22 protein-coding genes are annotated in these 24625 nt (G+C 58.1%); 14 read left to right on the forward strand and 8 right to left on the reverse strand.

All coding sequences use genetic code 11. The annotated features are described in order from the left end of the window. Positions 1-43: 43 nt before the first annotated feature. From GOX75_RS03620 to GOX75_RS03640, 5 genes are all read right to left on the reverse strand, one after another. Positions 44-604 (reverse strand): sarcosine oxidase subunit gamma, encoded by a 561-nt coding sequence (locus tag GOX75_RS03620; RefSeq protein WP_171121231.1) that lies wholly within the window; start codon positions 602-604, stop codon positions 44-46. Then, positions 597-3539, reverse strand: coding sequence for a sarcosine oxidase subunit alpha family protein (locus GOX75_RS03625; protein WP_171121232.1), 2943 nt, complete (start codon positions 3537-3539; stop codon positions 597-599). Before GOX75_RS03625 ends, GOX75_RS03620 begins: the two co-directional genes overlap by 8 nt. Next, positions 3536-3823, reverse strand: a complete 288-nt coding sequence (locus GOX75_RS03630; protein WP_171121233.1) for a sarcosine oxidase subunit delta — start codon at positions 3821-3823, stop codon at positions 3536-3538. The genes GOX75_RS03625 and GOX75_RS03630 overlap by 4 nt, the downstream gene beginning before the upstream one ends. Positions 3824-3836: 13 nt before the next feature. Then, positions 3837-5087, reverse strand: a complete 1251-nt coding sequence (locus tag GOX75_RS03635) for a sarcosine oxidase subunit beta family protein (protein ID WP_171121234.1) — start codon at positions 5085-5087, stop codon at positions 3837-3839. A 77-nt stretch (positions 5088-5164) separates the two neighbouring features. Next, on the reverse strand, positions 5165-6022 hold the full coding sequence (locus GOX75_RS03640; RefSeq protein ID WP_171121235.1) for a LysR family transcriptional regulator: 858 nt from the start codon (positions 6020-6022) through the stop codon (positions 5165-5167). Between the two features lie 107 nt (positions 6023-6129). Here GOX75_RS03640 and GOX75_RS03645 point away from each other — a divergent pair, with 107 nt between their 5' ends. The 6 genes from GOX75_RS03645 to GOX75_RS03670 are packed head-to-tail and all read left to right on the forward strand — an operon-like array spanning position 6130 to position 11817. Further along, positions 6130-6729: an amino acid synthesis family protein gene (locus tag GOX75_RS03645; RefSeq protein WP_171121236.1), complete on the forward strand. Its 600-nt coding sequence runs from the start codon at positions 6130-6132 to the stop codon at positions 6727-6729. Next, entirely contained in the window at positions 6701-7480 is a 780-nt protein-coding gene (locus GOX75_RS03650; RefSeq protein WP_171121237.1) for an alpha/beta fold hydrolase, read from the forward strand. Before GOX75_RS03645 ends, GOX75_RS03650 begins: the two co-directional genes overlap by 29 nt. Continuing rightward, positions 7477-8397 carry a flavin reductase family protein gene (locus tag GOX75_RS03655; protein WP_171121238.1) on the forward strand — a complete coding sequence of 307 codons (921 nt, stop codon included), beginning with the start codon at positions 7477-7479 and terminating at the stop codon, positions 8395-8397. Before GOX75_RS03650 ends, GOX75_RS03655 begins: the two co-directional genes overlap by 4 nt. Continuing rightward, positions 8397-9431 (forward strand): LLM class flavin-dependent oxidoreductase, encoded by a 1035-nt coding sequence (locus GOX75_RS03660; protein ID WP_171121239.1) that lies wholly within the window; start codon positions 8397-8399, stop codon positions 9429-9431. Before GOX75_RS03655 ends, GOX75_RS03660 begins: the two co-directional genes overlap by 1 nt. 8 nt (positions 9432-9439) lie before the next feature. Beyond that, the gene (locus GOX75_RS03665; protein WP_171121240.1) at positions 9440-10918 is read left to right on the forward strand and encodes an aldehyde dehydrogenase; all 1479 of its coding nucleotides are present in this window, start codon (positions 9440-9442) and stop codon (positions 10916-10918) included. Between the two features lie 26 nt (positions 10919-10944). Beyond that, the gene (locus GOX75_RS03670; RefSeq protein ID WP_171121241.1) at positions 10945-11817 is read left to right on the forward strand and encodes a DUF1989 domain-containing protein; all 873 of its coding nucleotides are present in this window, start codon (positions 10945-10947) and stop codon (positions 11815-11817) included. Here GOX75_RS03670 and argE read toward each other — a convergent pair. Continuing rightward, positions 11814-12971: an acetylornithine deacetylase gene (gene argE / locus GOX75_RS03675; protein ID WP_171121242.1), complete on the reverse strand. Its 1158-nt coding sequence runs from the start codon at positions 12969-12971 to the stop codon at positions 11814-11816. The genes GOX75_RS03670 and argE overlap by 4 nt on opposite strands. Continuing rightward, a complete protein-coding gene (locus tag GOX75_RS03680) occupies positions 12968-14152 on the reverse strand; it encodes a M24 family metallopeptidase (protein WP_171121243.1) in 1185 nt (394 codons plus the stop codon). Before GOX75_RS03680 ends, argE begins: the two co-directional genes overlap by 4 nt. Positions 14153-14238: 86 nt before the next feature. On the opposite strand from GOX75_RS03680, the gene GOX75_RS03685 reads away from it, so the two are divergent. The 8 genes from GOX75_RS03685 to GOX75_RS03720 all read left to right on the forward strand — a co-directional run bounded on the left by GOX75_RS03685 (position 14239) and on the right by GOX75_RS03720 (position 23492). Then, the gene (locus tag GOX75_RS03685; RefSeq protein ID WP_171121700.1) at positions 14239-15282 is read left to right on the forward strand and encodes a pyridoxal-phosphate dependent enzyme; all 1044 of its coding nucleotides are present in this window, start codon (positions 14239-14241) and stop codon (positions 15280-15282) included. Next, complete coding sequence (locus GOX75_RS03690; RefSeq protein WP_171121244.1) at positions 15279-16424, forward strand: Xaa-Pro peptidase family protein; 1146 nt, start codon at positions 15279-15281, stop codon at positions 16422-16424. Before GOX75_RS03685 ends, GOX75_RS03690 begins: the two co-directional genes overlap by 4 nt. After that, positions 16421-17128 carry an aspartate/glutamate racemase family protein gene (locus GOX75_RS03695; RefSeq protein ID WP_171121245.1) on the forward strand — a complete coding sequence of 236 codons (708 nt, stop codon included), beginning with the start codon at positions 16421-16423 and terminating at the stop codon, positions 17126-17128. Before GOX75_RS03690 ends, GOX75_RS03695 begins: the two co-directional genes overlap by 4 nt. A 148-nt stretch (positions 17129-17276) precedes the next feature. Then, complete coding sequence (locus tag GOX75_RS03700) at positions 17277-18368, forward strand: ABC transporter ATP-binding protein (protein WP_171121246.1); 1092 nt, start codon at positions 17277-17279, stop codon at positions 18366-18368. 98 nt (positions 18369-18466) lie between these two features. After that, on the forward strand, positions 18467-19555 hold the full coding sequence (locus GOX75_RS03705) for an extracellular solute-binding protein (protein ID WP_171121247.1): 1089 nt from the start codon (positions 18467-18469) through the stop codon (positions 19553-19555). A 68-nt stretch (positions 19556-19623) separates the two neighbouring features. Next, positions 19624-20895 carry an ABC transporter permease gene (locus tag GOX75_RS03710; protein ID WP_171121248.1) on the forward strand — a complete coding sequence of 424 codons (1272 nt, stop codon included), beginning with the start codon at positions 19624-19626 and terminating at the stop codon, positions 20893-20895. A gap of 5 nt (positions 20896-20900) precedes the next feature. Then, positions 20901-22112 (forward strand): ABC transporter permease, encoded by a 1212-nt coding sequence (locus tag GOX75_RS03715; protein WP_171121249.1) that lies wholly within the window; start codon positions 20901-20903, stop codon positions 22110-22112. Between the two features lie 162 nt (positions 22113-22274). Next, the gene (locus GOX75_RS03720; protein ID WP_171121250.1) at positions 22275-23492 is read left to right on the forward strand and encodes an aminopeptidase P family protein; all 1218 of its coding nucleotides are present in this window, start codon (positions 22275-22277) and stop codon (positions 23490-23492) included. 21 nt (positions 23493-23513) lie between these two features. Here the strand turns inward: GOX75_RS03720 and speB are convergent, their stop codons facing one another. Next, a complete protein-coding gene (gene speB / locus GOX75_RS03725) occupies positions 23514-24488 on the reverse strand; it encodes an agmatinase (protein WP_171121251.1) in 975 nt (324 codons plus the stop codon). Positions 24489-24625 lie beyond the last annotated feature (137 nt).

The following is a 24625-nucleotide window of genomic DNA, read 5'->3' on the forward strand; positions in this document are numbered from 1 at the left end:
TGCGGCTACCTTAACTCTCAGGCTGACCGCCTGCTTGGTAGTATTAGTGGGCCGATCTCATGGCGGTAATGATCGCATGATGCAGTGACCCGGCCGAGGATCTGGGTCCATAAAGGCTAACATGGTCGGTACCGCGACACAGGGCGAAACACCCAATATGGTGAATTGAACCGCGCGCCGCGTACCCGGGCTCAAACCGTCGCAGATCCAATTGACACAGAAGTTCCAGAACCGCATTGATCCCATCGCCCTGCAAATCGAACCGCGCCCAGGCATCCGTTTGCTCCGTGACCGAAGCTGTATCGCCAAAGATTGCCTTCACCTGATCCGCAAGGTCTTCGTGGCTGTCAAAGGGTGCTTCGATCATCCACTGGTCTGGCCCTGACCAAAAGGCGATCACCTGATCTCCGGTAAATCGCTGAACTTCGGGCGCTGGTGCCCCAATCAGCTTGGCCAAAGCCTTTTGCGCCTGTGTTTCCTTCCCACGGCGCGCAGCCACCGAGGCCAAAGCCACACCGGGGACTTCGGCACAGGTGACCGAACCAACCGTGTCAACACGCGGCTCAGACCCACCAAGGGCGGTTGTGGCGACAAGATCATGCACGAAGACGTTCTCCTTCGGGATCAACAAAATGGGCCGAGACGATTTCGACTTCGATCGTCAGGTCGGTCAGCGGGGAAACAAGGCGCATCTTCTCGCCCAGCCGTTCATCGCCACGTTTCAGCAGGCCCAGACCGATGTTGCTGTTCAGGTTGGGGGAATAGGCCACCGAGGTCACATATCCCTGATCATGCGCTGCATCGATGGGGCCTTCGACGTTCATAAGGTGGCCTCCGGCAGTTACCTTATCTTCAGGAGTGATCGGCTTTAGCCCCACCAGTTTCAATATGTCCGGTGCGGTCAAAGCCTCTCGCTCGGACAAAACCGACCCGATACTGTCCTTGTTCTTTGAGACCATCTTGCCCATGCCAAGGTTCAGAGCCGTGGTGGTTCCGTTCAACTCATTGCCGACCGGGTGGCCTTTTTCGATACGCATAACACTTAGTGCCTCGGTGCCATAGGGCGTGACGTCAAACTCCTCACCCTCAGCCATCAACCGTCGCATCAGCGCGTCGCCATAGCGCGCGGGGACGCCAATCTCGAATGCCAACTCGCCCGAGAAGGAAATGCGGAATAGCCGTGCCCTTAGTCCGCCGCAGACGGTGATCTTTCCGCAGGCCATGAAGGGAAACGCCTCGTTCGAGATATCGAATTCGGGGTCTACGATCTTTTGCAGAAGCTTGCGCGAATTTGGCCCTGCGACCGCGTATTGCGCCCAGCCGTCTGTGGTCGAGATCAGCTGCACATCCAGGTCTGGGAACAGGCACTGGCGCACAAATTCCATGTGGCGATAGACACTTACAGCGTTTGCGGTTGTGGTGGTGACGACGAAATGATCCTCGGCAAGACGCGCGGCGGTGCCGTCATCCATGACCATTCCATCCTCGCGCAGCATTAGCCCATAGCGCGTTTTGCCCACCGCCAGCTTGGCAAAGCCGTTGGCGTAGACGCGGTTGAGGAAATCGGCGGCATCCGTGCCTTGAACGTCGATCTTGCCCAGCGTGGTGCAATCGCACACCCCGACCGAGGCTCGGGTCTGGCGCACCTCACGGTCGACAGACTCGCGCCAATGCGTCTCACCGGGTTGGGGGAACCATTGCGCGCGCAGCCAGTTCCCGGCCTCGACAAACACCGCTCCGCGCTCCTTGGCCCAATGATGTGACGGGGTCAGGCGGGTTGGGTGGAACTCCTTGCCAATCATCCGTCCTGCAAACGCGCCGATAGGAACGGGCGTGTACGGTGGGCGGAAAATGGTGGTGCCGGTTTTGGGGATCGACTTGCCCGCGACCTCGGCCATGATCGCAAGCCCCGTGATGTTCGAGGTCTTGCCCTGATCGGTTGCCATGCCCAGCGTGGTATAGCGTTTCAGATGCTCGACCGAGCGGAAGCCTTCCTGATAGCTGAGTTTCACATCCTTGACGGTCACGTCATTCTGCTGATCAACCCATGCCCGTTTGCAGCCCTGCACATACCAGAACGGCTTTTGTGCAATGGGCGAGTCCTCGGTCTCGGGCAGGTCGGGCAGGGTGGTTAGGTCCAGCGCGGTGGCGGCTGCTTGGGCGCCTGAGCGAAGCGCGCCATGGGTCGACATGACTCCATTGGCAGCGCCAGCGACGGTCATGCCGACCGGTAGGTTTTCTCCCGGCACGAATGAAGCAAGGGCTTCGTTCCAAACAGGCTGCCCGCGCTGGTGGCAGGTCAGGTGGACATTCGGGTTCCAGCCGCCTGACACGCCCAGCGCGCCGCAATCCAGCATTCGGGTCGAGCCATCGGGCAGGGCGATCTCGACAAAGCTCAGGCCCAGACGACCCTTGGTGTTCAAGACCTGCGCGCCCTTTAAGACCTCGTAGTCATAGCTGAGCGGTGCGTCTTCGCGCACATCCACCACGGCGGCGATTTTCACACCTTTGGCGTGCAGGTCCGAGGCTGTGCGGTGACCGTCATCATTGTTGGTAAAGAACGCCACGCGCGGCGCGGCGGTTACTGCAAAGCGGTTGGCGTAGGTTCGAAGCGCGCTGGCGGTCATGATGCCGGGTCGGTCATTGTTTTCAAACGCAATCGGCCGCTCGGTCGCCCCGGCACACAGCAGCGCCTTTTGACTGTAGATCCGCCACAGTATCTGGCGCGGTTTACCGGCGGGCAGCGAAGGCAGGTGATCGCCGGTCCGTTCCACGGCCCCATAGATGCCGTGGTCAAACGCTCCGATCACAGTAGTGCGCGGCATCAGCCGGACGTTCGGCATGGCGGAAAGTTCGGCAACGGCCTGTGCCGCCCAGTCGGTTGCGCTGTGGTCGCCGACCGAAAAGGTTTCGCTGTTCAGACGTCCGCCGAGCATGAAATCCTCATCCGCCAGTATGACATCTGCGCCCGCGCGTCCGGCGGTCAGCGCTGCCATCAGACCTGCAGGCCCGGTACCGATGATCAACAGATCACAATGACGGAAGCCTTTGTCATATTCATCCGGGTCAGGCTGCATCGACAGCGACCCAAGGCCAGCGGCGCGGCGGATGATCGGCTCGTACAGCTTCTCCCAAAAGGCGGCGGGCCACATAAAGGTTTTGTAGTAGAACCCTGCCGACAGGAAGTTAGAAAACATGTCATTCACGGCCATCGCGTCGAACCGAAGACTTGGCCAACGGTTTTGCGAGTTTGCGATCAACCCGTCAAACATCTCGATGGTCGTGGCGCGGGTGTTGGGTTCTTTGTGCGCTCCGCTGCGCAGTTCCACCATACCGTTGGGTTCTTCGGAACCCGCCGTTAGCAACCCGCGCGGACGATGGTATTTGAACGACCGCCCAATCAGCCGCACATTGTTGGCCAGCAGCGCCGAGGCCAGAGTATCGCCGGGATGCGCAGTATAGCTGCGCCCGTCAAATCGGAAGTTCAGGGTCGTATCGCGGTCGATCTGCCCACCGGTCAGCCGGTTCGCCTGTGTCATTTCGAACGCCCCCGCGCGCGGGCCACATCGCGGGCCAGTTCCACCTTGGAAATCTCGTGGGTCAGTGTGTTGCGAGTGATGACCAGCCAAGACCGATCCCCGGCTTCGTGATACCAAAGCTCTTGATGCTCACCGGCGGGGTTGTCGCGCAGATAGGCATAGTTATAGAACGCGTCGGCGGCATTTTCGGCCATCCCGTCAGGCCGGTCGATCAGGGAGGCATCGCCCAGATATGTGAACTCCGAAGCATCGCGGGGCCCAAGCAGGGGGTGGTTGATGATCATGTCCGTGTTCCCCTTAGTGCAGGTTGGGCTGGTTGCCCGCGCCTTTTTCGTCGATCATCCGGCCAGTGCGGAACCGGTCCAGACGATAGGCGGTGGCAACGGGGTGCGGTTCATCTTTTGCCAGCAGGTGCGCAAAGCAATAGCCCGAGGCAGGCGTGGCCTTGAACCCTCCGTAGCACCAGCCGCCGTTGAAATAGAGCCGCTGAACCGGGGTGCGGTCGATGATCGGAGAGCCATCCATCGACATGTCCATCACACCACCCCACATCCGCAGTAATCGCGCGCGGCCGATCATGGGCATCAGGGCCATGCCGCCCTCACACACATCCTCGACCACAGGCAGATTGCCGCGTTGGGCATAGGTGTTATAGCCGTCGATATCGCCGCCAAAAACCAGCCCGCCCTTGTCGGATTGGCTGACATAGAAATGGCCCGCACCAAAGGTGATGACGCTGGGCAGAATGGGCTTTAGCCCCTCAGACACAAACGCCTGCAAGACGTGGCTTTCAATGGGCAGGCGCATCCCGGCCATGCCCATCACACGGCCCGAGTTTCCAGCGACCGCACAGCCCACTTTGCTGGCCCCGATAAAGCCCCGGCTGGTTTCGACCCCCAGACAGGTGCCGTTTTCGATCCGCAGGCCAGTGACCTCGCAATTTTGGATGATGTCGACCCCGTGTAAATCCGCCGACCTTGCATAACCCCAAGCCACCGCGTCATGGCGGGCCGTGCCCGCGCGACGCTGAACCAGACCTCCCTTGATAGGAAATCGTGCGTCGTCGAAATTCAGATAGGGATGCTCGGCCCGGACCTGGTCGGCGTCCAGCAGTTCCGCATCCGCGCCGTTCAGGATCATCGCATTGCCGCGCCTTATATAGGCGTCGCGTTGTCCGTCGGTGTGAAATAGGTTGATGATCCCGCGCTGGCTCATCATCGCGTTATAGTTGACGTCCTGTTCCAACCCTTCCCACAGTTTAAGCGAGAATTCGTAGAAAGGCTCATTCCCGTCCAGCAAATAGTTCGAGCGTACAATCGTCGTATTTCGCCCTACGTTGCCGCCCCCGATCCAGCCTTTCTCGACCACGGCCACGTTGCGCAGTCCAAACACCTTGGACAGGTAGTGCGCCGTGGCCAGACCATGACCGCCGCCGCCAATGATGATGACGTCGTAGTGGGGCTTGGGCTCAGGCTCACGCCAGACCGGTTTCCAGCCCTTGTGACCGGTCAACGCCTCTTTGATGACTCGAAAGCCAGAATATCGCATGAATCGGACCTTTTTCGCCAGAATTCACTATTTTGGGGCGGTTGGATATCCTCAGATGCGACATCGACATGTCTGAATCAGACCCTTGCCTGAAAACGCACCAAGTCCGAGAACCAGTCGGCAAATTCGGACACGGCGGCAGAGTCGCGTTGGACCGACAGGAAATACCCCTCGCTGGCCGCCGCGGGTTGATCAAAAGCGGGCTGAACGGCCCCGGTTTTAAAGGCATGAGCTGCGATGATCGAGTTAACCAAGGCCACACCGTTTCCAGCCACCGCGAGTTGCAGGGCCAAACCATAGGAATCCACAAAATAAGTTGGGTGCCCGACCTGTTGGCCAGTTACCTCGGACCACGAAGCCCAACTGTCGGAGGTTCCCACAGATTCAATTAAAGGCAAGGTTTGCAGATCGCCAACCAACGCAGGTGCCTTGACTGGGATAAGGCGGTTCGGCTGCAAAGGAACCGCGTTCTTGCCGACCTGCTTTTCCGACCCGAACCTGATTTCGATATCCGCACGCGATGCCGCGTATTCGTCGGGCCAGATCGTGCTGACAAATCGCACTGATGTTTCGGGATGCTGCGACCTGAACCGTGGCAGGGCGGGTGCAATGACCCATTCGATTATACTGATCGAGGCCGCCACGGTGATATGCCGCTCTTTTTTCTCGGTCAGGTAGGGCGATGCGGCGGTCTCCAGCATCTCAAGCGCTGCTTCGACCTGTGGCAGCAGTTTTCGGCCTTCATCCGTCAGGGACAGCCCGCGCGCGTGCCGGTGAAACAGGACCACACCCAACCGCGTTTCCAGCGCGCGGATTTGCTGGCTGACGGCGGATTGCGTCAGGCCGATCTCATCAGCGGCAGCGGTAGAGCTTAGCCTGCGGGCGGCTGCTTCAAAGGACCTGAACCATGTAAGCGGGGGCAGTGTTTTTGCCATCGGTAACTGACCTATTAGTGATGGTAATACCTAAGGCTAAAGTTCTTTCGTTTGTCAAAAGATGATTCCGGCGGTGATATTTTGCCTGACTGAAAAAGGGGGCAACCGTGAAGCCAAACATCCGAAAAATCGTAACCTATGATGAGGAAGTTCTGGTCGAAGGATTTCGTAAAGCCGACCGTACTTGGCGCATGTTTGCCGTTGCAGCGGTTGTGTCGAACCCGTGGGCTGGTCGGTATGTCGACGATCTGCGCGCTGAAATTCTTGCTTATGGACCGATCTTGGGTGAATTGCTGACCAACCGAATGGTCGCGCTGGCCGGAGGGGGCGATGCGATCGAGGCCTATGGCAAAGCTGCCGTTGTCGGATTGGACGGCGAGGTCGAGCACGCCTCGGGTCTGATCCACACCCTGCATTTCGGGAATTTTTTCCGGCAGGCGGTTGGTGCGAAATCCTACCTGTCTTTCACCAATACACGCGGGCCCGCGAACACGCCGATCATGGTGCCGATGATGGATAAGAACGACGCGGGCCGTCGGTCGCATTACCTGACGCTGCAATTTGCGATTCCCGACGCGCCGCGCGCTGATGAGGTTGTTGTGGTTCTGGGTGGTGCGACTTCGGGGCGGCCACATCATCGTATCGGAGACCGCTATCAGGATTTGAAGGATCTGGGTCATGACGTGGACAACCCGGCCTCGGTTTGAGTTTGGCGATCTTGCCGTCATAGAGTCAGGCGAGGGGCCGCTGGTCATCCTGTTACACGGGGTTGGCCTGCGGGCTGAGGCGTGGAATGCGCAGATTGATGCATTCGGCGCGGCAGGCTTCCGCGTTTTGTGTCCGGACATGTCTGGCCACGGTCGGTCACCCTTCTGTGACCCCGGTGGGCTGCTCAGCTACGTTAAAGCCGTTGAACCCCTGTTGTCCGAACCATCCGTTCTGGTCGGACATTCGATGGGCGCGTTGGTAGCGCTGTCATTGGCCGCGTCAGGACATGAGCATGTCAGGGGTGTTGCGGCCCTGAATACAGTTTACCGACGTGATCCCAAGGCGCGTGAGGCGGTTATTGCACGCGCCACTTCATTGAGTGCAGACGCATCGAACGATCCGTCAGGTACACTTAGACGCTGGTTCGGCGATCACGAAACCAAAGAACGCGACGCCTGTGCCCAATGGCTGACCGAGGTGAACCCGGCGGCCTATAAAGCCGCCTACAGCGTCTTTGCTGAAAGCGATGGGTTGTCGGATGATGACCTATCCAAAATCACGTGTCCCGCGCTGTTCATGACAGGCGCGGACGAGCCGAACTCAACCCCCGCTATGTCCCGCAAGATGGCAGATCTGGTGGCGCAGGGACGTGCCAAGATCGTGCCCGGCGCGGCGCACATGATGCCAATGACTCATCCGGTTGAGGTGAATTCGTATCTGTTGGGGTTCGTGCAGGAGTGCCTGATATGACGACCATCGACCTAAGGGCGCTGCGCGACGCTTTCGGCAGCTTCATGACCGGCGTAACCGTTGTGACCACACTCGATCCCAATGGGGCTCCGGTCGGATTCACGGCAAACTCGTTTTCGTCCGTATCGCTGGATCCGCCTTTGTTGTTGGTTTGTCCGGGCAAATTTCTGTCCAGCCATGATGTTTTTGCCAAGTGCTCGCATTTCGCTGTCAACATCCTGTCTGAGGGTCAGCAGGAAGTGTCCAACACCTTTGCCAGTTACAAAGGCGACCGCTTTGCCAAGGTTGACCACTCCAGAGGGGTGGGCGGCCTGCCATTGATCCAAGGGGCATTGGCCCAATTTTGTTGTGAAACGCATGCCGTTGTCCCTGCCGGGGATCATACGGTTTTGATCGGCCGAGTTCAGGAGTTTTCACACGCCAAGGGCAATGGTCTGGGTTATGTCGGCGGGGCGTATTTCAGCCTGGGTTTGGAGCGCGAGATCGACGCGAAAGAGCCAACGATCTGCGGTGCGTTGGTGCGGTCGAACGGTCATGTTTTGCTGGAGGTTCACAACGGTCGGCACCAACCGCTTCAGATCGCAGGTGTCGAACCCGGAGGGCAGCGCAATAGGTTGGCGCAAGGGCTGTCAGACCGTGGTGTGACTGCGCGGGTAGATCAGGTGTATTCCTCGTTTAGCGACGCGGGAAGCGCGCTGCACTATACGTTCTTTTTGACCACTTGCCACGATACCCCCGCAGTAGAAGGCACCAAATGGGTGCCTGTCGATGCATTGCCCAAGCTCACCTATACCACTCAAGCCATCCACGACATGATGACCCGCTTTGCGGTCGAGGCGCAGGAGGGGAATTTCTCTCTCTACCTTGGCGACGCGAAACAGGGTGACATCCACAGTTTGAATGAAGGAGCCCGTTGATGGAGTTTTCCCTGTTTGCCCATATGGAGCGCCTGACGCCGCAGCAGCCTCATGACGTTCTTTACGATGAATTCGTTGGGCTTGTTAAAATGGCGGACGAGGGCGGGATGCGCGCGGTCTGGACGGGCGAGCATCATGGGATGGAGTTCACCATCGCGCCGAACCCATTTCTATCGTTGGTCGATCTGGCGCATCACACGCGCAACGTCCGTTTGGGGACTGGGACGGTTGTCGCCCCATTCTGGCATCCGATCAAACTGGCGGGTGAGGCAGCGGCAGCGGATCAGATCACCAAAGGACGAATAGAGTTGGGGATCGCGCGCGGGGCGTATTCCTTTGAATACGAACGCCTAATGCCGGGCATGGACGCGTGGGAAGCGGGTCAAAGGATGCGCGAGTCGACGCCGTTGTTGAAAGAAATCTGGCGAGGGGACTGTGCACATGATGGTGAGTTCTATTCCTTCCCCGCAACGACGTCCGCGCCGAAGCCATTGCAAGAGGACGGACCCCCGATCTGGATCGCAGCACGCGACCCCAACAGTCACGAGTTTGGCGTCCATAATGGGTTTAACATTCAGGTCACCCCCTTGTGGCAAGGCATGGAAGAGATCGAAACCCTGATGGGGCGGTTCAACGATGCCTGCGACAGCTATTCTGGACCGCGCCCCAAAATCATGTTGCTTCATCACACATATGTCGGCGCTGATGAAGATGATGTTGCTCGGGGCGTCCAGGACTTGCGTCGGTATTACAATTATTTCGGTGCGTGGTTCTTGAACAAGCGCCCGATCACTCAGGGCTTGATTCAGCCGATCTCGCCAGACGAAATGGACGCGAACCCTATGTACACGACCGAGAAGCTGGCGGCCGATCTGACCGTCGGCACCCCGCAACAGGTCATCGACCGCATCAAGCGGTACGAAGATTTGGGCTATGATGAGTTTTCGTTCTGGATCGACAGTGGAATGACCAACGATCGCAAACGTGCGTCGTTGGCTCGGTTCATTGACGAAGTCATGCCGGTTTTTCAGTGAGGATCACGATGGGTAACTTGCCGCACTTTAAGCTTTTCATTGATGGCCGCCGGACCGAAGGCGCGTCGACACAGGTTATGACGTCTGAAAACCCGGCTACCGGTCAGGGTTGGGCGACCTTCGCCTGCGCCGCGCCCGAGGATGTTGACCGCGCTGTCGCAGCAGCAAAACGCGCGTTGGACGATCCGCTGTGGCGCGATCTGTCAGCAACCGCTCGGGGGAAACTGCTGTATCGACTGGCTGATCTGGTTGCCGAAAACGCATCGCGTCTGGCCGAGCTTGAGACAACGGACAGCGGTAAGTTGCTGGCGGAAACTGCGGCGCAAACGGGGTATGTCGCGGACTATTATCGGTATTTCGCGGGGTTGGCTGATAAGGTCGAGGGGACGGTTCTGCCAATCGACAAACCGGACATGCACGTGTTTACGACGCGCGAACCGATTGGAGTGGTCGCCGCGATCGTGCCGTGGAACGCGCAGATGTTCCTGACGGCAACAAAACTAGGCCCCGCTCTTGCGGCTGGGTGCGCCGTGGTTCTGAAAGCCTCGGAAATCGCACCGGCCCCGATGCTGGAATTCGCTCGATTGATCGATGAGGCCGGTTTTCCGCCAGGTGTTGTGTCGGTTATCACAGGGGATGCCGAAAATTGCGCCATACCCCTGACGCGCCATCCTGACGTGGATCGCATCGCTTTTACAGGCGGGCCGGAAACCGCGCGCCACGTTGTGCGAAACTCGGCTGAGAATTTCGCGGTTACCTCTTTGGAACTGGGCGGTAAATCCCCGATACTGGTGTTTGAGGACGCGGATTTGGATGGGGCGGCGAACGGCTTGATTGCAGGTAACTTCGGCGCGTCCGGCCAAAGCTGCGTCGCGGGAACCCGTGGGCTGGTGCACCGGCCTGTTCTGGATGCTCTGATAGAGCGGATCGAAGAAAAATCCCGCGCGATTCAGGTGGGTGATCCTTTGCATGGGGACACGCATGTTGGCCCGCTCTGCACGCAAGCTCAGGTTCGCAAGATCCAAGAGACGCTGGCTGCAGCACGTGGGCAGGGTGCAGTGATCCGGTTCGGTGGGGATACCGCAGACAGGCTGGGGAATTACATGAATCCGACGCTGGTTCAGTGCAACTCGCCCGAAACGGAGACCCTGAAGGTCGAAATGTTTGGCCCTGTGATGTCCCTATTGCCGTTTGATACCGAGGAGGAGGCCATATCGCTGGCAAATGCCACACCCTACGGGCTTGGATCTGGCGTTTTCACGCAGAACCTTGCGCGCGCGCACAGGGTTTCCAAGCGGATCAGGGCTGGCATCTGCTGGGTAAATACGTATCGCGCAATCTCGCCCATCGCGCCGTTTGGCGGGTTCAATCAATCCGGCTATGGGCGCGAGGCCGGGGTCGAGGCGATTTTGGATTACACACGGACCAAAACAACATGGATCAGCACCGCGCAAGAGCCGATGGCGAACCCGTTTGTAATGCGCTAAGTCTGGGCCGAAACAGGGAAGGGAGTATGCCCGTGAAATTGAAGAACCCGCATTTCAGGGCGCCAACAGACGCAAACCAGCGCAAGGGTATCCCACCGGTCATCTGCTATTCGCCAGATACGTTGCCGCAACCTGATTTGGGCGCGCTGAGCACGCTTAGGCAGCAGGCATCCAAGATTGCCGAGGTGACTGCCGCACCGCGGGACGCGGCCTGCATAGATGTGCCTGCCGGCGCTTTCGTTCGGGTTGTTTCGGTCGATGGCCCACAGGTCGGCGATCTGAATATGTGGAACAAACACGACCTGTCTGAGCGGTTCTATTCCGGCAAAACCCGCGCCCTGCACGGGACACATCTGTCGACCGGAGATCGCATGTGGTCCAGCTTTCCCAACATGCGCCCAATGGCGACCATCGTGGGTGATACGTTGGACTGGTACGGGTTTGACGAATTTGGCGGCTCTGTTCATGACGTGATCGGCACGCGTTGTGATCCCTATACGGGCCGCCTTCTGTCTGGCGACGACTATCACTATTGCTGCCACTCGAACCTGACGCGGGCTCTGGCCAGCCATTGCGACCTGCCGCTTCATGAGGCGGAAATGCATGTGCATGACGTTCTGAATGTGTTCATGTGCACGGGGTTCACGCGCGATACCGGACAGTATTTCATGAAAGCCAGCCCAGTGCGCCCCGGCGATTTTCTGGAATTCTACGCTGAGATTGATCTGATCGTCGGGCTTTCGGCCTGTCCGGGAGGGGACTGTTCGTCCGAGCACTCCTCGGATTCCGCGGCCTGCTATCCGTTGCTGATTGAGGTGTATGATCCGGGGCAAGGCGCGCGAGATGCGCATGTCCAGCCCGCACGATCAGCTTATGATCGTTCTCACGGCGCAGGCTAGGCGGTCATTCGACGCCCCAAGCGGTCGAGCATCCGACAGCAAAGCTCAAGCTGTTCAATCTCGACATATTCGTCTGCTTTATGGGCTTGGGTGATTGATCCCGGCCCGCAGACAATTGCCTGAACCCCAAGCTGTTGAAACAGCCCCGCTTCTGTCGCGAATGAAACGACGCCCGTGCCGTTGGCACCGGTCAGCTCGGCCACAAGGTCTCGGGCTGCGTTTTTGTCCATCGGTTCAAGGCCTGCAACTTCGGCGACGGCCTGTTGCGTAATATTGGCGGCGCTGTGCACGGCCTGCATTTCAGGCAGCAACGTGCGTTTGACATAGTCGGACAGAGTGCGCTTGACCAGATCCGCATCGCTCGACTGAACGGGCCGCATTTCCCAAGCAACCTCGGCTTTGCTGGCGATCACATTGTGCGCGACACCACCGGAAATAAGCCCGATATTCACGGTCGTCCAAGGTGGTTCAAACGGGCTGCCGGATGGTGCGCGGGACTTTAGGACTTGCCGCAATTCCAGCAGCTTTCCGATATAGCGGGCTGCATACTCAGCCGCGTTTACTCCGTCATCCGGGGCTGAGCTGTGCCCTTCGAGCCCGATAAAGGACGTGGTGTATTCATAGCAGCCCTTGTGGCCCTCAATCACGCGCATTTCTGTCGGTTCACCTATGATGGCGATATCTGGAACGATGCCACGCTCGGACAGGTCATCCACCAGATTGCGCGCTCCAAGGCACCCGGTTTCCTCGTCATAGGTGAACGAGAAATGCAGCGGTTGGGTCAACTGCTTCGCATCAAGAGTTTCCGCAAAAGCCAAGGCCGCGGCTATGAACCCCTTCATGTCGCAGGTACCGCGCCCATACAGCTTTCCGTCACGCTCGACCATCTGGAACGGATCGCTGGTCCAGTCTTGATCGGCCACGGGAACAACATCCGTATGTCCGGACAAAACAATGCCGCCATCCATCTCTGGCCCAAGCGTGGCAAAGACGTTGGCCTTTGTTCCAGTCGCATCCTGAGTCTGAATACACCGCGCACCCAGTGCCGAAAGAAAGTCGGTCAAATAGTGGATGATCTCAAGATTGCTATCCGCCGAAACCGTTTCAAACGCGATCAAATCGGACAGGATTTCCTTGTTTCTTTGCAATGTCATGGCTTAACGAACAGTTTGCGGGGGCGGTCACAGAAACACTCTGCGCTCCCGGATTCGGTGATCAGGATGGACTCGGTGATCTCAAGCCCCCAGTCATCCATCCAAAGGCCGGGCATGAAATGGAAGGTCATGCCAGGTTCAAGAACGGTTTCATCCTCGGGTCGAAGGGATATGGTGCGCTCGCCCCAATCTGGCGGATAACTGAGGCCGACAGGATAGCCGCACCGCGCGCCGCGTTCGATCCCGGAGCGTTCCAGCGGCGCGGCCAACGCAAGCGCAATATCGCGGGCCTGATTGCCCGCGCGGGCTGCATTCAAGCCTGCTTCGAGCCCCTCAACCAACGCCGCTTCGGCGCGCAGCAGGTGATCAGGTGGCTGACCAAGGAACACCGACCGGCAGAAAGGTGTGTGATACCGTCGATAGCAGCCGGAGAGTTCAAAGAACGTGCACTCACCCGATCTGAACGGCGCGCCATCCCACGTTAGGTGGGGCGCTGCCGCGTCTGGCCCCGAAGGAAGCAAGGGCACAATGGCCGCATAGTCACCCCAATTCCCGTCAGCGCCATGAATTGCGTCGCTGTAAATCTGGGCCACTAATTCGTTTTTTCTAAGCCCCGGTTCCACGCGTTCCAGAACGCCGTCGATGATATGTTCTGAGATACGCGCGGCCTTGCGCATCAAGACAATCTCTTCGTCGGACTTAACCGCGCGTTGCCAATTGATCAGCGCGTTTGCGTCAATCAGTTCGGCGTTGGGAAGCTCTGCCTGAAGGGTCAGGTGGGCCTTGGCCGAATAATAGTAGTTGTCTAATTCGACACCGATACGTCCGGTGGCAAGACCGCAATCTGCAATCAATGCTGCAAGGTCCTGCATCGGGTGACGAACGGTCGACTGAACATATGCGTCCGCATAGCCGCGAATGCGGTCGTTCGTCATCCAGACAGTGCGGCGTGCCCCGTTGGCATCCTGACCTCGACCCCACCAGATCGGATCGGCATCGTGTAAAACCACGACGCCTTGATGCACGTAGAACGACCAGCCCTCATACCCCGTCAGCCACGCCATGTTCGAGGGGTCTTCGACAAACAGCGCGTCCAGGCCAGCCTTTGCCATCGCCGCGCGCGTCTTGGTCATGCGGCGGTCATACTCTGCCTGAGTAAATGCCGGATCAGCGTGGGCCATGGGCTGCTCCTGTCTGGTGTGAAGTCTTGTTGACAGAACTTGACGAAATCGGTCACGTCAATGGGCAACACAGGAAAGGCAGGCAATTGAAGATCTCATCCAACCCGTATCGCGGTGGTCAGAAACTGATCCCAGAGGCGCCATTCCCCTCAAACGACGCCGCGCGGGTTGCAGCCCTGTTGGGTCAGTGCCCCGCGGCCGCTGAAACTCCGCTGACTGAGGTTGGCGGCCTTGCCGGTGTCGCAAATCTCTGGGTGAAGGATGAGCGTGGGCGGATGAACCTTGGGTCGTTCAAGGCGTTGGGCGCGGCATATGTGATTGCGCGCCACGCTGCGGATATCTCCGACGCCCCCGACGATACAACCTTAACCGGGCCGACCTATGTGACCGCCAGCGCGGGCAATCACGGCATGAGTGTTGCGGCTGGTGCGCGGATATTTGGTGCAGATGCGGTGGTGTATATCGCTGAAACTGTGCCCGAAAGCTTTGCGGATCGCTTGCGGTCTCAGAACGCGCGGGTCGTGCGTCAGGGTGTTGATTATGCGGCCAGTATGGAGGCTGCGGCGCAGGCCGCTCGGGATAATGGCTGGACGTTGCTGTCTGACAGTTCCTGGCCCGGCTACTATGAACTGCCGCATATCCTGATGGAAGGCTACCTGCAAATGGCGGCCGAGGCCGTGCGTCAATGCCCACAGGTGCCCACGCATATCTTCTTGCAGGCTGGCGTAGGTGGGTTGGCAGGGGCCGTCGCCGCCTATGCCCGCGACGTCTGGAAGGATGCACCTCAGATTATCGTGGTCGAGCCCGAGGCCGCGCCCGCTTTGCAGGCCAGTATCGAGGCGGGCGCGTGTGTCTTCGCCGATGGGCCTGACAGCGTAATGGGCCGCCTTGACTGTAAAGAGCCGTCGCTGATCGCGCTGAACGGTCTGGCACGAGATGCGGATATGTTTCTGACGCTCTCGGATGAAGAAGTTCTGCGTTATCTGCCGGCAATGGCCAAGGCAGGCATCGCGACAACAGCGTCCGGAGGGGCAGGGATTGCAGCCGTCATGAATTCCAACGTTCGCACTGAATTGGGTATGGGCCCCGAGGCGCGGGTTCTATGCTTTTTGTCCGAGATCGCCGAATGAAGGGGTTTGAGGATACCGAATTCGCGGCACGCACCGAACGTGCCCAGCGTTTGATGAGCGAGCATGGGCTTTCGGCATTGCTGCTAACCACCGAGCCCGAAGTGCGCTATTTCACAGGTTATTTGACCCGGTTCTGGGAAAGTCCGACGCGTCCTTGGTTCCTGATCGTGCCTGCATCTGGCAGACCCATTGCCGTCATTCCTTCGATTGGCGCGGCGCTGATGGGACAAACGTGGATTGATGATATCCGTACGTGGAGCTCGCCGGATCTAAGCGATGATGGGATCAACCTGCTGGCAGACACACTACGAGAGGTGACTCAGCCTGGTTCCCGTATCGGATTACCAGACGGGCACGAAACACATATCCGAATGCCCCTGGCCGATTTATATCGCCTGAAACAGTTGGCGGACGATCGCGTATTTGCAGGCGACGCGGGTATTTTGCGCAGGCTCCGAATGGTGAAATCCGAAGCCGAGATTGCAAAGATCGAAGCGGCTTGCACCATCGCGGGCCGTGCCTTCGCGCGTGTCCCAGAAATTGCGGGAGCCGGTGTCACGGTTGCCTCTGTTTTTCGCCACTTTCAGATGTTGTGTTTGGAAGAAGGGGCCGATTGGGTGCCTTACCTCGCCGGAGGCGCGGAACAGGGCGGGTATGCAGACGTGATTTCACCAGCCCGAGATACCGCTATGGCACCCGGAGATGTTCTGATGTTGGACACGGGATTGGTTTGGGACGGCTATTTTTGCGATTATGACCGCAACTGGTCGATCGGTCCGGCCACGGCAGGTGTCAAATCGGCATATGCAACCTTGATTGAGGCGACTGATGCCGCGTTTGAAGTCGCCCGTGCAGGCGCGCGTGCGTGCGATTTGTATCAGGCGATGAACTCAGTTCTGTCACGCCAAAGCGGTGATACCGGGGCAGGTCGGTTGGGGCATGGGCTTGGAATGTCATTGACAGAGTGGCCGTCGCTCATACCCGGCGATGAAACAGTTCTTGAGGCCGGTATGGTACTGACGCTTGAACCCGGCATCGCAGTTGGTGACAAAATTCTGGTTCACGAGGAAAACATAGTTATCACCGAAGACGCGCCGCGGTTTATCAGTCCTAAGTCTGGGACGGAGTTGATTGAGATATGAGTTACTTACCATACACTCTTGATGCAGGTGACCCATCCGTCAGTCCGCTTGGTTTGATTGTCCTGCAAACAGACGAAACAATCGAGCCCGAGTTCAGCGCCTATTTCGCGGATCGCAGCGTTCCGCTTTACGTATCAAGGATTCCAAGCGGGGCCGAAGTCACGACGGACACCCTGTCAGAAATGGAGAAATCATTGCCTGCGGCTGCGGACTTGTTGCCAAAAATTCGGCCGTACAAGGTTGTGGGATATGGCTGCACCTCAGCCAGTTCTGTGATTGGCTCAGATCAGGTTGAACGGATGGTTCAGCGCACATGTGACGTTGCAACCGTCACGAATCCTTTGCGCGCAGCTTCGGCCTGTGCCGCAGAACTTGGGGTTTCGAAATTCGCGCTTTTGTCCCCATATATCGAAGAAGTGAACGAACCTCTTCGACATGCTTTCTCTCAAAATGGGATTTCGATGGATGTTTGTGGCTCTTTTGGGGAGGCAGAGGAATCCAAAGTCGTGCGGATATCCCAACGATCCGTCACCGATGCCGCCATCCGGCTGGGTTCTGATTCGGCGGTCGAAGCTGTTTTCATAAGTTGCACGAATCTCAGAACTTTTGACGCGATCCCGGAAATCGAAAAACAGCTTGGTAAGCCCGTGCTTTCCAGCAATCAGAGCCTTGCCTGGCACATGCGGCACCTGAATTCCGCCTGAATATCAGGCGCGTGCCAATTTCTTTGTCATTCTCTAGACATATTTTGGTTGCGCGACGCGTCCCGCTTGTCCTTAAATGGGCCGGACAGGTCTTTGAGATCCGGATGAACCGGGCAACCAAGGGCGGCACAGGGGAGCCAAGTTGGTAATGACTAATGACGCAGCGTTCGTCGAATTTCAGCGTGTCCAAAAATCTTATGATGGCGAAATACTCGTCGTAAAAGATTTAAATCTTTCAATGCCAAAGGGGGAATTCCTCACGATGCTGGGCCCGTCGGGTTCCGGCAAAACGACGTGTTTGATGATGCTTGCCGGTTTTGAAACGGCAACGCATGGCGAGATCATGTTGGACGGGCGACCGATCAACAACATCCCACCGCATAAGCGCGGCATTGGCATGGTTTTCCAAAACTATGCGCTGTTCCCGCACATGACTGTCGCCGAGAACCTCTCGTTCCCGCTTGAGGTTCGGAAGATTGGCAAGGATGAGCGCGAAGAAAAGGTCAAACGCGCTTTGGATATGGTTCAGATGGGTGCCTTTGGCAGTCGTCGCCCTGCGCAATTGTCGGGTGGCCAACAGCAGCGTATCGCTCTTGCACGTGCCTTGGTGTTCGAGCCTGAGCTTGTCTTGATGGACGAACCGTTGGGGGCCTTGGACAAACAACTGCGTGAGCATATGCAGTTCGAAATCACACGTCTGGCTCATGAGTTGGGGATCACAACTGTTTACGTGACCCACGATCAGACCGAAGCCCTGACAATGTCGGATCGTGTCGCCGTGTTTGACGACGGACGCATTCAGCAACTAGCGCCGCCGGATCTGCTGTACGAAGAGCCTGAAAACAGCTTTGTCGCCCAGTTCATTGGGGAAAACAACACGTTGGAAGGTGTTGTTAAATCTATCGATTGCGACTCGTGCGTGGTCACACTTGACGATGGTTCTGAAATTGACGCCAAGCCAGTGAACGTCACCAAGGCGGGTGAGCGGACCAAGGTGTCGATCCGGCCTGAGCGTGTTGAATTCAACAAAGATCGCCTGCACGCCGATGCCCACACTCTGAAGGCAACGGTGAAGGAGTTCATCTATATGGGTGACGTGTTCCGTTTCCGCCTGTCAGTGGCCGGCAATGATGACTTCATCATCAAGACCCGGAACGCACCTGACGCCATCAGGCTGTCCCCCGGCCAAGAGGTCGAGATCGGCTGGCTGGCGCATGATTGCCGGGCGCTTGACGCCTAAGGCATGAATACCCCGCCGTTGCGGGGCAAGAGTTGGCCGGGTTGCCCCGTGACCCGGTCTCAAAATCTAAATTTAACGGGTATAACAGGGAGTTAAACATGAAAGTTAAAACCACTCTGATGGCAAGCGCAGTTGCTGCCGTTGCCGGTGGCGCGATGGCCGAAGAGATGACCATCGTCTCCTGGGGCGGCGCGTATTCCAAGTCGCAGCTCAAAGCGTATCACGAACCCTATTCGGAAAAGACCGGCGTCACCATCCTGAATGATGACAGCTCGGCCGAGGCCGTTGCAAAGCTGCGTGCGATGAATGAAGCGGGCAACATCACTTGGGATGTGGTGGACGTTGTTGCCGCGGACGCGATCCGTCTGTGCGATGAAGGTCTGGCGCTTGAAATCGACTTTGACAGCCAACTTGCCGCTGCACCGGACGGGACACCGGCGTCCGAAGATTTCGGCGATCTTCTGGTTAGCGACTGCTTTATTCCGCAGATCGTGTATTCGACTACATTCGGCTATCGCACCGATCTGGTAGGCGATAACCCTCCGACCGAGATCTGCGCCGTTTTCGATCTTGAGAACTATCCGGGCAAGCGCTCGCTTGAAAAGCGTCCGATCAACAACATGGAATGGGCGCTACTGTGTGACGGCGTGGCCAAAGAAGACGTTTATGATGTTCTGGCAACACCGGAAGGTCAGGATCAGGCGCTGGCCAAGTTGGGCACCATCAAGGACAACGTTGTTTGGTGGTCTGCCGGTGCCGACACGCCGCAGTTGTTGGCCGACGGCGAAGTCATCATGGGCTCGACCTATAACGGTCGTCTGTTCAGCGTGATCGAAGAGCAGAAACAGCCCGTCGCAATGCTGTGGGACGCGCAGGTGTTCGATCTGGACGGTTGGATCATCCCCGCCGGTCTGAGCGAAGAGCGTCAGCAGCGCGCGTTGGACTACATCATGTTCGCAACCGACACACAGCGTCTGGCGGATCAGGCCAAGTACATCTCGTACGGTCCGGCCCGTGCATCTTCGGCACCGCTGGTGGGCCAGCACGCCGATCTGGGTATCGACATGGCTCCGCACATGCCGACCGATCCGGAGAACGCCAAGAACACGTTCCTCTACAATTACGAGTTCTGGGCTGACTACCGCGACGACATCGACGCCAAGTTCCAGGCGTGGTTGGCGCAATAAGCCTGCTTTAAGTCATTGGTCGGGGCCGTCATTGGCCCCGATCCACCAAAAAAGACCAAGGGACGCAGATGACTGACGCAACTCAATCCGGTCCGATGCTGGCCGCCGATGGTACGCCGCTGAAGAAATCTCTGGCGCGGTCTTTGCGCCGCCGCAAGCTGAGGGCGCTGGCCCTGATTGCGCCGCTGCTGCTGTTTGTCCTGCTTTCCTTTGTGATCCCGATCATGTCTATGCTGTTCCGCTCGGTCGAAAACAGCATCGTGGCCGACACGCTGCCTTTGACTGTGGTCGAATTACGCAATTGGGATGCCGACAGCGGTGAACTTCCGAATGAGGCGCTTTATGCGGCCTTCACCAAGGACATGATCACCGCGATCGACGAGAAAACGCACACCCGTCTGGGCTCGCGTTTGAACTATGAACAAACGGGTATGTCGTCGATGTTCCGCCGGTCTGGTCGTCAGATCAAAAAGCTGGATCCGGAAACAGACGGCCCGTTCAAAGACAAGCTGATTGATATTCACGATGGCTGGGGGGATGTTGAGACTTGGCGCACGATCAAGACGCACGCGGTTCCCATCACTAACGGCTATTTCCTGAATGCAATCGACATGCGCCGCACCCCCGAAGGCGCGCAGGCGCAACCTGAAGATAAGCAAATTCTGATCAAGCTGTTTGGCCGCACGCTGATGATGTCGCTGATTATTACGGCGTCCTGTATCCTGCTGGCTTACCCAGTGTCCTATCTGTTGGCGACGCTGCCGATGCGTGTGTCGAACCTGTTGATGATCCTTGTGTTGTTACCTTTCTGGACGTCACTTCTGGTGCGAACCTCGGCGTGGAAGGTGATGTTGCAACAGCAGGGCGTGATCAACGAAACGCTGGTCTGGCTGGGGCTGGTGGCTGATGATGCGCGATTGGTGATCATCAACAACCAATTCGGGACGATCATTGCGATGACGCATATCCTGCTGCCGTTTATGATCTTGCCGATGTATTCGGTGATGCAGACCATTCCAGACTCCTACACACGCGCGGCAAAATCCATGGGCGCGACCAACTGGACGACCTTCTGGCGCATCTACTTCCCGCAATCCATTCCAGGCATCGGCGCAGGGTCGATCCTCGTGTTCATCCTCGCAATCGGCTACTACATCACACCCGAGATCGTGGGCGGCACCAAGGGTGTCTTCATCTCGAACCGGATCGCTTATCACATCTCGTCCTCGTTGAACTGGGGGCTGGCGGCGGCCTTGGGTACGATCCTGCTGGCGGTCGTTCTGTTACTCTACTGGTGCTATGACAAGATCGTGGGCATCGACAACGTGAAGCTGGGATAAAGACGATGGCAGCACTTACACCTATATCCCGCAAACCCATGTCGGTGGTTCTGCCCGCGGTGGCCATTGCCGGAGGTTTCCTTGGCATGTTCGTCGGGGCCGGGCAGGGCAGCGTCCTGCTGGGGATTTTGATCGGAGCCGCGCTTATGGCGGGGCTGGCTTGGGTCTATATGAACGTTCTGGACAATGAGAGCGTGGCTCGGTGGATCACGATACTAGGGCTGGGCGGGCTTGGCTTGCTGTTTGCCGGTGTTACCGGGTTGATTGTTGGGCTGCTGGCCGGATGGTTCTTCGCCTTCTTCATCTTCTGGCTTTATGAAGGCCGTTACCGGCAGAAACTGCTGCCGTATATGACCGGTCAACAGGTGTTCTGGCACTATACGTTCCGTGTGATCTGTGGTGCGATCTTCGTGTTCCTGATCACGCCGATCCTTGTGGTCCTGCCGCTGTCGTTCAACGCGCAGGATTTCTTCACCTTCACGCCCGAGATGCTGAGGCTGGACCCCGAAGGATATTCGCTGAAGCACTATCGCGACTTCTTCACCAATAATGAATGGCAGCGCAGCTTCAAAAACTCGCTGATCATCGCGCCGATTGCGACGTTCATTTCTGTTTCGCTGGGTACTTTGGCGGCCATCGGCCTCAGCCAGAGCCATGTTCCCGGGCGGCGTGCGATTATGGGCATCCTGATCTCACCCATGATCGTGCCGCTGATCATCTCGGCCACTGGTATGTTCTTTTTCTACAGCGATATTGGCCGGTTCCTTGAAGGTACATTGGGAATGGACAAGAACTTTGTGGGCTATGTGAAGGTCATTCTTGCCCACGCGGTTCTGGGTATTCCGTTTGTGATCATCACCGTGACGGCGACTCTGGTCGGGTTTGACCAGTCACTGACGCGGGCAGCGGCAAATATGGGGGCAGGGCCGGTGCGGACCTTCTTCAAGATCCAGATGCCGCTGATCCTGCCGGGTGTGATCTCGGGCGGATTGTTCGCCTTTATCACCTCGTTTGACGAGGTGGTTGTGGTGCTGTTCGTCGGCTCGGCCAGCCAGAAGACGCTGCCGTGGCAGATGTTCACCGGCCTGCGCGAACAGATCAGCCCGACCATACTGGCGGTGGCGACGATCCTTGTGGTGATCTCAATCGCGCTGCTGACCACGGTTGAATTGCTGCGCCGCCGGTCCGAGCGTCTGCGGGGACTTTCCCCCGCTTGACGCACGCCGCGGCGTGATTTAGCCATTGCGATATGTAGCCCGGTCACGATGGCGTCGTGACAGTCAAACGGGCGCATGGCTCTCGGTTCCCGAGGCCGCTTGTCCTGAACGCCGGGACTTGTGGCCGGGCACCCTTCGTCCGGCATTGCAGGAGAGAGCATGATGACAGATCTGACAAACCGCCCCGAGTTCTTCACCAGCCACAATGGCGACAAGGCCCCGCTGCCGTTCAGCAAGGCAGAATACGCCCGCCGCCTGTCGGGCCTGCGCGCCATGATGGCCGCGCGGGATATACCGGCGGTGTTACTGACCTCGATGCACAATATCGCCTATTACTCGGGCTTTCTGTATTGCGCCTTTGGCCGTCCTTACGGCTGTGTTGTGACGCAGGACGCGTGTACGACGGTTTCGGCCAATATCGACGCGGGTCAGCCTTGGCGACGCTCGGTCGAGGAAAACGTCATCTACACCGACTGGAAACGCGACAATTACTGGCGCGCGGTGGCCGACCTGATCGGTGGTGCTAAGCGGATCGGTATTGAAGGCGACCACATGACACTGGCCGCACGCGACACGGCGCTTGCAATGCTGGGACAGCCCGAGTTGGTGGATGTGGCCGGTGATACGATGGCGGCCCGGATGGTGAAATCCGCAGAAGAGATAGAACTGATCAAGGGTGGGGCCCGCACCGCAGATGTGGGCGGTGCCGCTATCCACGCCGCGATCCGCGAAGGCGCGACTGAGATCGAGATCGCTATGGCCGGGCGTGACGCGATGGAGGCTGAGATTGCCCGCGCATACCCGGATGCCGAATACCGCGACACCTGGGTCTGGTTCCAGTCTGGCCTGAACACTGATGGCGCGCATAACCCCGTAACCAAGCGGGCCCTGCAAAAGGGCGATATCCTGTCGCTGAACACCTTCCCGATGATCTCGGGCTATTACACCGCGTTGGAGCGTACGCTGTTCCTGGGCGAGCCAGACGCTGACAGCCTGCGCATCTGGAAGGCCAACGTCGCCGCGCACGAATTGGGCCTAAGCCTGATTAAACCCGGCGCGACCTGTTCGGGCATCACCGCCGAGATCAACCGGTTCTTCGCTGATGAGGGCCTGCTGCAATACCGGTCGTTCGGCTATGGCCACTCGTTCGGCGTCCTCAGCCACTACTATGGGCGCGAAGCGGGGCTGGAGCTGCGCGAGGATATCGACACGGTGCTGGAGCCGGGCATGGTCGTGTCAATCGAGCCGATGCTGTGGATTCCCGAAGGTCAGCCCGGCGCGGGTGGTTATCGTGAGCATGACATTCTGGTTGTCGGCGATGACGGGGCCGAGAACATCACCGGCTTCCCCTATGGGCCGGAACACAACACGATCAACTGACAAAAAGGGCAAGAGGGGCGTTTAGCCCCTCTTGCCACGTTCGTGAAAAATGAAGCCGATGAAATTCAGCAACACCTGCGCGGCTAGAATTTGTGTGCTTTCGGTTGGGTCGTAATTCGGCGCGACTTCGACCAGATCAATGCCCACCACATCGCCACGTTGCGCCAGACCTTGCAGGATTTCCAGCACGTCATAATACAGAAAACCCCCGTGGCTGGGCGTGCCGGTGCCTGACGCAATCGAAGGGCAAAAAGCGTCTATATCAATCGTCACATAATACCGCGCGCCCTCAGGGATGCGGGCCAATACGCCCTCGGTTCCCAGTTTGCGGACCTGCCGCACCGACAGAATGTCTGAGCCACGGGCGCGGGCATCCTCGTAGCCTTCTTTCGCGGTCGAGGACACGTTGCGAATGCCCAACTGGGTCATGCCCGAGACATAGTCTTTCTCGATCGCGCGCCGCATCGGGTTGCCGTGCCCGGCAGTGACACCATGGCGTTCATCAACGAAATCCAGATGCGCGTCGATCTGGACCACATGGATAGGACCATTCTCGGCACAATTCGCGGCAAATGCGCTGATGCAAGGGATATTGACCGAGTGATCGCCGCCAATGGTGACAGGTAGGGCCCCTGCGTTCAGGATTTTCTGCACTCCGAACTGGATGTTGGCGTGGCTTTCCTCGGTCTTGGTGTGGATGATGTCGGCGTCCCCGATATCAACCATGCGGACCGAGCTATCCAGATAGGTCGCGTCATCTTCGTGATCATAGGCCCCCGCGTGACCAAAGCTGAACAAGGTCGACGCCTCGCGCACGGCACGCGGCCCGAACCGAGCGCCCGACCGCCACTGGGTGCCGAAATCGAACGGAGCGCCAAGAACGGCCACGTCTGCGTCTATCTGATCCCAGTCCTCGACATAGGGTGATTTGCCGAAGGTTGATATGCCTACGAAAGGTAGGTTGAGGCGTCCGCTGGAATACCCATGTGATGACATAGCTGAAGACCTGTTTCTTGTTTTCAAATCAAAACTTAGCCGGGTTCTTGGTCGGTGGATAGATCATCCAGATGAAGTTGGCGGTTGAATGTCCCCGCCGCCGGTGTCTATCTGACGGGGCGACTGGAAAGGAAATG

Source organism: Ruegeria sp. HKCCD7251 (genome assembly GCF_013031165.1).
Lineage (GTDB): Bacteria > Pseudomonadota > Alphaproteobacteria > Rhodobacterales > Rhodobacteraceae > Ruegeria.